This window comes from Priestia sp. SIMBA_032 (genome assembly GCF_046535215.1).
In the GTDB taxonomy this organism is placed as follows: domain Bacteria; phylum Bacillota; class Bacilli; order Bacillales; family Bacillaceae_H; genus Priestia; species Priestia aryabhattai.
Window position 1 is genome coordinate 1 of record NZ_JAWRXD010001627.1, and the last position, 233, is coordinate 233.

General features: G+C 62.2%; 1 pseudogene. It reads left to right on the plus strand.

Annotated features, from left to right (window positions below):
- A pseudogene (locus SB717_RS39790) lies at positions 1-233 on the plus strand (hypothetical protein); the annotation flags it as partial.

The following is a 233-nucleotide window of genomic DNA, read 5'->3' on the forward strand; positions in this document are numbered from 1 at the left end:
CGGTCGGTCTTCGAGCTCGCCCGCAGTGCGGATGTCTCCGCCGATCACGACGTGAACGGTGAACGTCGTGGGTACCAGGGAATTTCGATACCCAAGATGATGGAGGTCAGCATCCGGGGCGGCCTGCTGGAGATGGACGATCCCGAGCACAAGATCTATCGCGGCGCACTCAACCCCTATCTGTCGCCGGCCGCGATCAAACGGTGGGAACCGTTCATCGACGACGTCGTGCG